We start from the raw sequence: 11,763 nt of genomic DNA, 5'->3' as shown, positions 1-11,763 counted from the left end.
ACATAATTTATAATCCTCCCAAAAATAATTGCCTTCCGGCTGTATTCATACCTTCTGATTAAATTTACGTAAACTTTTTTGTTTACAGTTGTAATTTTATCATGACAGAATTTATTTGTCAATAGATTTTACATAATTTTTTAAAATAAATTTACAGTTGTAATCAAATTTTTCGTTTAGGTCCTTTTCATTCCTATAAAAAAAGCCCTGCAAGCTAGAGTCATGCAGAGCCTTGTTTGTTTCAGCAGAATTTTTTCGTTCTTAGAAGAGTTCTTTATAAAAAGCAATCGTTTCTTCTAGAGTTGGCATGAATGGATTGCCTGGCGCACAAGCATCAATCAAAGCGTTTTTAGATAGGTAGTCAAAGTCAAAGTCTTTTTCTTCGATACCAAGTTCAGTGAGTTTCTTCGGAATACCAACCGTTTCAGACAGTTTTTCGATTTCAGAAATGGCATAAGCTGCACATTCTTCGTCAGTCTTTCCTTCGATTTGCAGACCAAGGGCTTTGGCAACATTGCGGAAAGCTTCTGGTACCCGTTTAGCATTTTCACGCTCTACAACTGGCAGGAGCATGGCACAGCAGACACCGTGCGGCAGATTGTAAACTGCCCCAAGCTGGTGAGCCATAGAGTGGACATAACCTAGACCAGCATTGTTAAAAGACATACCGCCAAGGAAGATGGCATTCACCATGCCTTCACGCGCTTCAATATCATGGCCATTGGCAACTGCACGAGGAAGGTATTCCTTGATAAGTTCAATAGCTCCAATAGATAATTTCTTGGTTACACCATAAGCTCCTGGTGTGACGAGAGCTTCGACCGCGTGAGTCAAAGCATCCATACCCGTTGCTGCTGTGAGGGCAGCTGGCTTGGATACCATGAGTTCGGGGTCATTGACTGAGATCAGGGCCAAGCTATTCTTGTCAACCATAACCATCTTAACCTTGCGTTCCTCATCTGTGATGACATAGTTAATGGTAATTTCAGCCGAAGTTCCCGCTGTAGTATTGATTGCCACTACTGGCAGACCTTTCTTAGTAGACTTGTGCAAGCCTTCGTAGTCTTGTGGTCTGCCACCGTTTGTCGCAATAACTGAAATACAGCTAGCCGCATCCTGTGGTGAACCTCCGCCGACACTGATGATGAAGTCACAGTTGTGTTCCTTGAGAGTAGCTACACCATCCATGACGTTCTTACAAGTCGGGTTTGGCTCAACATCGCTGAAGACCACATACTGGATGCCTTCTGCATCTAGGGGGCCTAGGATTTGGGGCAGGATATCACTGCCTTCGATAAACTTATCCGTCACTAGCAAAGCCTTGCTATAACCCAGCTCTTTAACATAAGGGCCAACTTCCTTGACAACACCTTTGCCAATAAGATTGACAGCGGGTACGTAAAATGTAGACATATATTTTCTCCTTTTAATTTATATTGTTAATATAATGATACTGCAAAAATCTGCCTTTTGCAAGAATTTTTGTGATTTTTTTAACAAGTAGATTGATAAAAAAAGCAAAGAAAGTCCCAGATAAGGATGAGGAACAAGGACGCTCCTCTCCAGAAGCAACCTTGTCCATCTCTTACCTGTTTTTTTCATTAGCTGGCAATAACACCTTTTTTTAAAATGATATTACCGTACAGAGCTCCTTCGCCCGTTTGGATGACCAAATAAGCTTTTTCCGCCTGTTCATAGAAAGCAAAGCGTTCAAATTCTTTGATGGCTGTACCTGGATAGTGCTCTTCTAACAAAGCCTTGTAGTCATCCCAGATGACTGGTACGGTTGGATCTCCCGGCACTACCTGCATAAGACCTGCTTGGTAATCACTATAAGTATCTAAGGGCAGCACAGTCAAGATAGCATCTAGCAATGCTGGAACTCCGTGACCATCACAGCGAACAACCCGCTGACCAATCCGATGGGCAGGGAAGTTTGCATCGGCAATGACCACTTCATCTCCGTGGCCCATCTCCATCAGATACTTGACCAATTCTGGACTTAAAATAGTTGGAATATACTTTAACATCTAGCTTCCTACTTTCATACTTGCTTGAAATTTTTGATAGGACCTAGCCAAATCTGAATCCTCTTGAGGATGGTATTGCTTGGTCTTTTCTGAATCCTTGATGAGCTTTTGGGCAGTCTGTCGATCTTTAATCTCACCCAAGGTCAAAAGCTGTGCCAAGATATTTCCCAAAGCGCTGGCTTCAATCGGCCCTGTTAGGACTGGTTTCTGGCTTACATCAGCTGTCAGCTGACAGAGCAGCTCATTTTGGATACCGCCGCCGACCATGTGAATCTGCTCGATTTTCTGACCGGTCAGGCTCTCAATTTGCTCCACGGTTTGACGGTAGGCAAAAGCGAGACTTTCCAAGACCACTCGGACAACCTCTCCTTTGCTTTGCGGAACAGGCTGGTTGGTCATATGGCAACTCTCCTTGATCTTAGCCTCCATGTCTCCCGGAGCTGCAAAAATAGCATCATTGGGGTTAATCCAAGAGCGATTATTCGTGACGTTTCTTGCCAGTGTCACCATTTCAGCAAAGCTGATGTCCTCTCCTTGCAAGCGCCAGTCCCGCTGCAGTTCCTGGATAATCCAGAGTCCTGTCGTATTCTTCAAAATCCGATAGCGTCCGTCAAAGCAGCCTTCATTGGTCAGATTGGCCGCTAAAGCTTCCTGGCTGGTCACAGGATTCGGAGATTCTAGACCAACCAGAGACCAAGTACCGCAGGAGATAAAGGCTGTTGGCTGCTCACTGGCATAAGGAATAGCCAGAACAGCTGCCGCTGTATCATGACCAGCACCTGCAATGACATCAAAAGGCTCAATTTTCAGCTCTTGGGTAATCCGTGGCGACAGGCTTCTCAGGACTCTTCCTCCCTGTATCACCTCACCAAACCACTTTTTAGGAATCTCCAGCGTCTCGAAAACACTGTCAGACCATGTCTGAGAATTGATATTGAGCAAACCGCTGCTGCTGGCAATGGTATACTCACTGGATAAAACACCTGACAAAAGATAGTTAATCAAATCCGGCATGAAGAGCACGCGCTCTGCAACTCTTGCCAAATGGGGCTTTTCCTGCAAATCAGCGAATATTTGCAGGACAGTATTAATGCAAGCAGGCTGTACGCCTGTCTCCTCAAAAAGCGCCTCTTTGCTGATTTTCTTATAAAAAGTTTCTTCGTATTGGCCCATACGATTGTCACGATAACAATGCGGCTGGTAGAGCAGATCTCCGTTTTGGTCTAGGTAGGCATAGTCCACTCCCCATGTATCAACGGATATGGATCGAATAGGAATCCCATCTGCTGAAGCTTTCTTAATCCCAATTTTGATTTCTCCAAACAGATGCAGGATATTCCAATAAAGACCGTCATTCACGTTCATCGGCTCGTTTTTGAACCGATGAACTTCTGATAGCTGGATACTATGGCCATTGTAAATTGCTTGCATGACACGACCTGAACTAGCACCTAGGTCAATGGCCAGTAATTTCATCAATGTCATTCTCATCTCCTCCAATACACCAATCTTTACAAACGATTTTGATTATTGGTAAAGCAATGGTTTGATTTCATCAGAGTCGATGTTCTTGGCATCATACCATTTTGATCCTGTGTCTACATCTTTAACTTCTTTTCCTTGAGCCGCTTCAATAGCTAATTTTACAGATTGATAGCCGATTTGAATCGGATCTTGCGTAACAGATCCTACAAAGAGACCGTTGCGAATTGCATCTTGCTGCAAGGCACCTGAGTCAAAACCGACAGCCAAAATCTTGTCTGCACCGAGCTTAGATTCCTTGAAACTGCCATTTGCGTTGATAATAGCTTTAGCTGCAAATTCATTTGAACCGTAAATAGCGACTGTATCTGATTTTTCAAGTACAGTGGAAGCTTCTGTCTTACCTGCTGCATCGTCTACTTGAGCTGGTACACGAACTTCAATGATAGCTTTGGCATCTGATTCAGAGACATTATTTTTGAATTTATCATGACCAACAACAGCCGTTTTGATGCCTTTCTTTTCTAGCAACTCAACCATCTTGTCAATGAAACCGGAAGTCCGTTGTGTGATAGAGAGTGAGTTTGCTTCTTGGGAAACTACCCCGATACGAACCGGTTTGTCACCCAATTTCTTTTCTAACAATGGGAACAAGTGTTCTGCTGCATTGGCACCGGCTGCATGGTTGTCTGTAGAGGCGGTTGCTTTGATTGCTCCGTCTGGTGCACCTGGAACCCCTGAGTCAAAACCAATCAGCGGAATATTCTTCGCTTGAGCTTGTTTAATAGCGTCTAGCTCTGATTCGGTATCAAGAGCTGCTAGGGCAATCGCATCTGGATTTTTGTTAATGGCATTATTTAACTGTTCCAATTGTTCTGCGATAGCGGTTTCATTTTGAGGGCCGACAAAAGTAATCTTAGCGCCAAATTCATCTGCCGCTTGTTCAGCACCCTTATTAACGGCTTTCCAGAAGTCATGTTGGAAACCTTTGGCAATTACTTCTACCCGATAGTCTCCACCCTTGCTGTCTGTAGCTTTATTGTTGTCTTTCTTAGAAGAACAAGCAACTAGTCCAATCGCAGCAGCAGCAAGAAGTGCCGCAGTAGCAAATTTAAATGATTTTCTCATGATAAAAGCTCCTATTATGTTTTATACACTCATTTATATGATAGCGAGGGCTGTACTTATTTCTTCTTATTCTTGCGAATGAAAATATCAAAGTAAACAGCGATGATAACAACAAAACCAGTAATAAAGAGTTGATAGTGGGGCTGTAGGTCGATATAAGGCAAACCAATTTTCAGGACTGACATGATGAAGACCCCGATAATGGTACCAATAACAGATCCGACACCACCAGCTAGAGAAGTTCCCCCTACTACGACACCGGCAATTGCATCAAGCTCCATACCGTTACCAGTACCTGGCAGAATCGTAGAATAGGTGGCTGCATAAGCAACGGCAGCAAGCCCTGCTGACAGACCACCTATGACATAGGCCATGCCTTCCCATTTGACGACATTGACCCCAGACAGACGAGTGGCTTCTTTATTGGATCCAATCGCGAAGATATAGCGGCCAATTTTTGTCTTGTTCAATACTACTGCAGCAAGGACAGCCACAATCACCAGCACGATCAAGCCTGTCGGGAAATTATCCTGAGTTCGGAATAAATCTTTGTACCAACCTTCACCTGTTCCACGAAGAGGGAAGGTCACACTTTGCACATTTGAGACAATAGAGCTTAAACCGCGGGAAATCATCATCGTACCCAGTGTCGCGATAAAAGGCGGCAAACCGAATTTTGCGACCATGATTCCATTCAGCAGGCCGAATAATCCTCCAATGACTAGAATGGCCAGCAAAGACAGCCAGAGCGGCCAGCCCATCTTGGTATGAAGGACGCCCCCGATAATAGCCGAGCACATCATCACCGTACCAATAGAGAGATCAATACCACCTGTAATGATGACAAATGTGACCCCAATGGCAAGGAAACCAATGTAATATGACGCATCTAAGATACTGACTACCGTATCAAACGAACGAAATGATTCGCTGGAGATGGCAAAGAAGGCAAAGATTACCACCAAGGCAATCAAGGCAATCAGCTTTTGTAAACCAACTGTTTTTTCTAATTTCATCCATAAGGATTGTTTCTCTTCCATACGTAAACACCTCTGTTTTCACTTTTAACGGTCAGTCGCTAGCGCCAAGATTCTCTCTTGTGTTGCTTGGCTAATATCCAGCTCACCCGTTTTTCTACCTTCACACATGACTACGATTCGATCGCTCATCCGTAAGATTTCCGTCAGTTCTGACGAAATCATGATAATGGATTTGCCTTGCGCAACCAGATCATTCATCAGTGTGTATATTTCACTTTTGGCACCGACATCAATTCCTCGTGTCGGCTCATCAAAGATTAAAATATCACTATTTTGTTCCAGCCATTTGGCAATGACTACTTTCTGCTGGTTCCCTCCCGAAAGATTGCGGACCAGCTGTTTGGATGACGGTGTCTTGGTATGTAAAGATTGAACAAACTGATCACTTGCCTTGACAATAGCACCATCATCAATCAAGCCAGCCTTGATATACTTATCAAGATTGGTTATAACCGTATTGTTGGCAATGGTCATGTCCACGATACAGCCAAAGCGCTTGCGGTCTTCAGATAAGTAACCAATCCCTTCCCGAATGGCATCTTGGGGAGAATTGATGCTTACTTCTTTCCCATTTATAACAATGGAACCGCTTTCTTTTTTGTCTGCACCAAACAGCAAACGGGCAACTTCTGTCCGACCGGCTCCCATCAATCCTGAGAAACCTAGAATTTCGCCCTTATGGAGTTTGAAACTCACATCTTTAACGGCCGTTCCTGCACAGAGGTTTTTCACCTCTAGCACCACAGGAGCATCTTCTGCTACTGTTGACGCAGCCTTAGGATCTTCATAAATCGTCCGTCCAACCATCATCGAGATGATTTCATCTTTGGTGGTATCTTTGGTATTGACCGTGCCTACATACTCACCGTCCCGCATAACAGTCACGCGGTCTGTGATTCGGGCAATCTCATCCATCCGGTGAGAAATGTAGATAATACCGACACCTTTTGCACGCAGGTCGTCAATGATGACAAAGAGCTCATTGATTTCCGATTCAGTCAGAGCTGCAGTCGGTTCGTCAAAGACAATCACCTTGGCATCCATTGAGAGGGCCTTGGCAATTTCGACCATTTGTTGTTTCCCAACTGTCAGATTTCCTACTTTTTCAGTTGGGTTGATGTCTAGTTTTAAGAGACTAAAGAGTTCTTTTGCTTTCTTAATACTGGATGCATCGTTAATGAAGAAGCTGCCTTGAACTTCTTCCCGTCCAATAAAGATATTTTGAGCCACTGTTAGATGGTTCATCATATTCAATTCTTGATGAACGATAACAATCCCAGCATCCATTGCTTCCTTGGGCTTGGAATAGACCACCTCTTCTTGATTGTAATGAATGGTACCCTCATTTGCTCCATAGATACCAGTCAAGACCTTCATCAAAGTGGATTTACCAGCCCCATTTTCACCCATTAGAGCATGCACTTCACCAGCCCGCAAGTCAAAATTGACTCCTTTTAAGGCTCGGACTGGACCGAAACTTTTAACAATGCCCTTCATTTCTAATATGACAGGATGATCCATGCTACTCACCTACCTGTTCCAGTTTTGCAATTCTTGCTTTTAAATCTTCAATTTCTTCTATTTGATTGAGAAATACGGCGGCTAATTCGAGTAATAAATGGCTATTCATAAAATGGTCCTGAGCATGGACCGCCAGCAGACTTGGAGGATTGGCTTGACCACTCAGTTCAGACTGGATAAGGCTGGTCTGTAAGTTGTGAGCCTCCACGCTGAGTTTTCTCGCTTGTTCCAACTCAGCATTTGCTTCCTCCTTCTGACCTGACTGAGCCAACTCCAAACTCTGCATGACTTGCGCAGTCACTTTACTACTCTTGACAATCAGTCGCATCAGCTCTTGGCTTGAGCTTTTGTCTTGTCCTGCCATAGGCCTAGTCCATCAATACTTCAGCCTGACGAAGCACTTCTTCGCCTCTCATCAACTCGAAATCTTCATCACTAATGACTGCGACTGGCACCTGCAGGCTTGCTTTAGCCTTTTCTTCTAAATAGGCTAATTGCGGGCTGAGCAATAAGACATCAATATTCTTCAAGTTATTCATGCCGGTAATCCCAATGGAATAAAAGGAATAATCTAATTGGTCACGATGAATAACTTCATTGATTCTCTCTACCAACATGCTGGTTGTTAAGCCACCTACACAGGCTAGAATAATTGTCTTGGTCATCTAAGCTACTCTCTTTCTATTGGGTAGGCTGCGTGCCCAGAAAGAGGCACGCCCACCCAAAATCTTTATTTATGAATTGGCCCTAATAATTGGCAAGCACGGTAGTCGGCTGATTCCAAATCTTCTGTGCCAAACAGTGACCAGTTCTTGGGACGGAAGATGTCTTCCTCTGGCACATTGTGCATATTGACTGGGATACGCAGCATGGAAGCCAACGTAATCAAATCCGCTCCGATATGGCCATAGGTGATAGCACCGTGGTTTGCTCCCCAGTTGTTCATAACATCATAGACAGACTTGAAGGCGCCTTTTCCTGTCAAACGCGGTGCAAACCAAGTGGTTGGCCAGCCCGGATCTGTTCGATTATCCAAGGTATGATGCACTTCCTCTGGCAATTCCAAAGTATAACCTTCAGCGATTTGTAAGACCGGACCTACACCTTTAAGGATGTTCAAACGTACCATGGTCACAGGCATATCGCCCTTGGTCAAGAAGCGAGTAGAGAAACCGCCCCCACGGAAGTATTCGCGATTGGCTGGTGGGAAGTCTGTATTTTCAAGCATCGCATCTACTTCGCTTTGTTCCAATTCCCAGAATGGCTTGATGACTGGCTTGCCGTCTCGACTGGCTTGCCCCGTTCCATCCAGAGTACAAGAGCCAGAGTTAATCAAGTGCAGGAAGCCGTCAGCTGCCTGACCTTCTAACTGATGCCCTGTAACACGTTCTACCGCTTCTGGACTCCAATAAGTCCGGACATCTGCGAAGATTTGCGGTGTATTTGTCAAGAGATAGTTAAAGAGCATAGACACACCGTTGAGCGAGTCATTTTCTGTCGCAAAGACATATGGCTTACGAATGCCGTTCCAGTCAAACTGAGTATTGAGGAAGGTTTCCATGAAGTCCCCGTTCGGGAAGTGGTCGGTCCATTGACGCTGACCTTGGAAGCCAGCAACCAAGGCATGATGCCCAACAGCTTCTTCCTCAAAGCCAAGCTCAGCCAAGCGAGAATTGCCTTGCATAAGATCTCGGCCAATCATGAACATTTTGACTACAAATTCCCATTGTTTTGCTTTTTCTTCTGGAGAAAGAACCAAGTCTTCACGGTTGCGATCCACACCCTCTTTGATGTGCTCTTTGACCCAAACCATGGCCCGTTCAAATTCTTCGTGGTCATAAATGCCTCGGTCAATCCGACGAGTAAACTCCGTCATATCAACTGATTCATTGCGCATACCCAGGTATTCTTGGAAGAAGTCAGGATTGACAATGGAGCCACCGATTCCCATAGAGACGCTGCCCATGGACAAGTAAGCTGTGTCACGCATCAGTCCTGTTGCCAAAGCGGCCCGACTATAACGGAGAATTTTTTCTTTTACATCTTCTGGAATTTCAGTGTCGCTAGCTTCCTGGACATCCCTGCCATAAATACCAAAAGCTGGAATACCTTTTTGTGCATGTGAAGCCAGTACTGCAGCGAGATAAACTGCTCCTGGCCGTTCAGTGCCATTGAAGCCCCAGATCGCATGCGGAATATCTGGTGACATATCCATGGTTTCACTACCATAGCACCAGCATGGTGTCACTGTGATAGTCGCGCAGACATTTGATTTTTTGAATAATTCATGTGATGCGGCTGCTTCAGGGACACGACCGATGGTAGATGGCGAAATAACACATTCAACAGGCTGACCGTCAGGATATTTCAAAGTTGAGCTAATCAAGTCAGCCACACTTTTAGCCATATTCATGGTTTGTACTTCTAGTGATTCCCGAACACCTTGGCGACGTCCGTCAATGGTTGGACGAATTCCAATACGTGGATGTTGAGTCATAATCATTTCCTCCAATGTTTCTTATTCTTTGATGCTTCCGTCACCATTATATTTACGATAACCAGGGTGACGGCCTGTGACTTTATAATTGGCCCGCATTGCAAACAAGCGTTCCAAGGTTGGACGAGAAATTTCTTCCTCCTCAACTCCCTTAGTAGAAAGCAACATGCGTCCGTGGAAGGTGGTCTTAGCAACCAGCTCCAAGGTTTCCATCCGATAGTAAGCTGTAATCACATCGCTTCCTACAGTCAAGGCACCATGATTTTCAAGTAACATGACATCATGTTCTGGCAAGTATGGGGTGATGGCATCCGGCACTTCCATAGTAGATGGCACACCAAAGGGAGTGATAGGAATTGCTCCTACTACAATGGCACTCTCGATTAAGGAATAGGTATCAAGCGGAATATGAGCCAGTGCAAAGCCAGTCGCAATTGGCGGATGCGCGTGGACGACAGCATTCACATCCTCCCGTTCTTCATAGCAGCGAATGTGCATCTTGATTTCACTGGACGGACGATAGCCGTCCTGAGCCTCAATAATCTCCCCTTTTAGATTGAGCTTGACGAGTTTTTCAGGCGTGATAAAGCTCTTACTGATACCTGTTGGCGTTGCAATAATGGTATCTTGGTCTAGACGGACTGAAACATTGCCGTCATTAGCGGCTACCCAGCCTAATTGCCACATTTTGTGGCATACATCACATATTTGTTCGCGGATTATTTCTTCTTGATGATCCATAATCTCACTCCTTTCTGGATTCATCATAGTATTTTTTGTAAGCGCATTCAATACCTATACCTCTAATTGATAAATAGCCAACTTTTATATAACAATATAGCCAAAACAGTTCATAATCGTTCAATCTAATGGTTACTATATTGATTTTTTTTCGTTTATTGTGTTATAATGTGACCATAAATGTTCATCTTTGTTCATCGGTGGAGGTCACTATGGTTTCTTTGGAACGAATGAGTCGAATTATAGACACTCTCAGCAAGCGAAAGATTATTGCAACCGCCCAACTTGAAGAACTTTTGTACTGTTCTACATCAACACTTCGACGGGACTTGATTGAGCTAGAAAAAGAGGGGAAAATCATCCGCTCTCATGGTGAGGTCATGCTGATTACGGCCAACAATGTAGAATATGTGTATTCTGCTCGCGCCCGTGAAGAAGAAAAAAGCAAGCAGCAAATTGCTGAAATTGCTTCAACCTTTATCACTCATAACCAGTCTATCTTCATTGACAGCTCTACGACTGCAGCCATGCTCATTCCGCATTTGGCACCTTTCCAGAACCTACGTGTCATAACCAATGGTATTGAAGCAGCCCGCCAGCTAAATAATTTTGAAAATGTCACCCTCTTCTTATCAGGTGGACATATTGGCTGCGGGACCAATTCTGCGCTGGGCGATTTTGCAGCCAACTTCATCAACAATTTCCATGCAGACTTACTCTTCTTTAGCTGCCGCGGATTGGATCGCTACGCCGCTTACGAAGCTAACCATAATCAGGCACATATCAAGCGGGAAATGATCGCTAATAGTGATAAAGCCATTTTACTAGCCGACCATTCTAAGTTTAACACCAGTCATTATTTCAAACTTTCCAACTACTCTAGTCTGGATTGCATTATCACCGACCAGCCACCGGTCGAATCCTTCCAAAATGCTGTCGGGAGCCAGTGCGAAATCCTCTGGTAAGCAACTTTCTTTAAACACAAACTAGACCGAGATACGCCTATCTCGGTCTAGTTTTTTACTATCTACTCATCCCTCCATTATCAAGTCAAAGAATAACAGCGTTCTATCAAAAGTCATAACCACCCGTGAAAACGGGTGGCTTGTACATCGGCTATAAGCCGTTTCCCTCCAGCGACGTCTAAAGACGTTCGCTGAACTTCGTTCAGGTTAATGCTATGATTACTTGACTAATGCCCGTAAAAACGGGCTTTTATCTTGTTCTAAAACTACCATCTGAGAACGGATCCTCGTACTCTTTGACACTTAACTTATCCAAGGCAATGTCATTTTTCTCTTGCTCGCGAATATATTTGGCAACT

11 protein-coding genes and 1 pseudogene are annotated in these 11,763 nt (G+C 44.3%); 1 reads left to right on the top strand and 11 read right to left on the bottom strand.

Annotated features, from left to right (window positions below; all coding sequences use genetic code 11):
* Positions 1–261: 261 nt before the first annotated feature.
* The 10 genes from D8886_RS09350 to D8886_RS09305 form a co-directional block, all read right to left on the bottom strand.
* Positions 262–1,413 carry an iron-containing alcohol dehydrogenase gene (locus D8886_RS09350; RefSeq protein ID WP_125435315.1) on the bottom strand — a complete coding sequence of 384 codons (1,152 nt, stop codon included), beginning with the start codon at positions 1,411–1,413 and terminating at the stop codon, positions 262–264.
* Between the two features lie 188 nt (positions 1,414–1,601).
* A complete protein-coding gene (locus D8886_RS09345; protein WP_125435313.1) occupies positions 1,602–2,030 on the bottom strand; it encodes an RbsD/FucU family protein in 429 nt (142 codons plus the stop codon).
* Entirely contained in the window at positions 2,031–3,515 is a 1,485-nt protein-coding gene (locus D8886_RS09340; RefSeq protein ID WP_125435311.1) for a rhamnulokinase, read from the bottom strand. It lies immediately after the preceding gene.
* A gap of 42 nt (positions 3,516–3,557) precedes the next feature.
* Complete coding sequence (locus D8886_RS09335) at positions 3,558–4,640, bottom strand: ABC transporter substrate-binding protein (protein WP_111675258.1); 1,083 nt, start codon at positions 4,638–4,640, stop codon at positions 3,558–3,560.
* 56 nt (positions 4,641–4,696) lie between these two features.
* Positions 4,697–5,656, bottom strand: a complete 960-nt coding sequence (locus D8886_RS09330) for an ABC transporter permease (RefSeq protein ID WP_231909443.1) — start codon at positions 5,654–5,656, stop codon at positions 4,697–4,699.
* Between the two features lie 48 nt (positions 5,657–5,704).
* On the bottom strand, positions 5,705–7,201 hold the full coding sequence (locus D8886_RS09325; RefSeq protein WP_002927994.1) for a sugar ABC transporter ATP-binding protein: 1,497 nt from the start codon (positions 7,199–7,201) through the stop codon (positions 5,705–5,707).
* Position 7,202: 1 nt separating this feature from the next.
* Positions 7,203–7,565, bottom strand: coding sequence for a PTS lactose/cellobiose transporter subunit IIA (locus D8886_RS09320; RefSeq protein WP_111675256.1), 363 nt, complete (start codon positions 7,563–7,565; stop codon positions 7,203–7,205).
* A gap of 4 nt (positions 7,566–7,569) precedes the next feature.
* A complete protein-coding gene (locus tag D8886_RS09315; protein ID WP_002916544.1) occupies positions 7,570–7,866 on the bottom strand; it encodes a PTS sugar transporter subunit IIB in 297 nt (98 codons plus the stop codon).
* Positions 7,867–7,931: 65 nt separating this feature from the next.
* Complete coding sequence (locus tag D8886_RS09310; protein WP_111675255.1) at positions 7,932–9,698, bottom strand: L-fucose isomerase; 1,767 nt, start codon at positions 9,696–9,698, stop codon at positions 7,932–7,934.
* A 21-nt stretch (positions 9,699–9,719) separates the two neighbouring features.
* Positions 9,720–10,439 (bottom strand): class II aldolase/adducin family protein, encoded by a 720-nt coding sequence (locus D8886_RS09305; protein ID WP_032906171.1) that lies wholly within the window; start codon positions 10,437–10,439, stop codon positions 9,720–9,722.
* 212 nt (positions 10,440–10,651) lie between these two features.
* Between D8886_RS09305 and D8886_RS09300 the strand changes: the two genes are divergently transcribed.
* Entirely contained in the window at positions 10,652–11,404 is a 753-nt protein-coding gene (locus tag D8886_RS09300) for a DeoR/GlpR family DNA-binding transcription regulator (RefSeq protein WP_125435309.1), read from the top strand.
* Positions 11,405–11,654: 250 nt separating this feature from the next.
* On the opposite strand, the pseudogene D8886_RS09295 reads toward D8886_RS09300, so the two are convergent.
* Positions 11,655–11,763: pseudogene (locus tag D8886_RS09295) on the bottom strand (IS200/IS605 family transposase); the annotation flags it as partial.

It is taken from the genome of Streptococcus sanguinis, from assembly GCF_003943655.1.
Classification (GTDB): domain Bacteria; phylum Bacillota; class Bacilli; order Lactobacillales; family Streptococcaceae; genus Streptococcus; species Streptococcus sanguinis_F.
The sequence above is the reverse complement of the archived record's forward strand: the minus strand, read 5'-3'. Positions and strand labels throughout refer to the sequence as shown.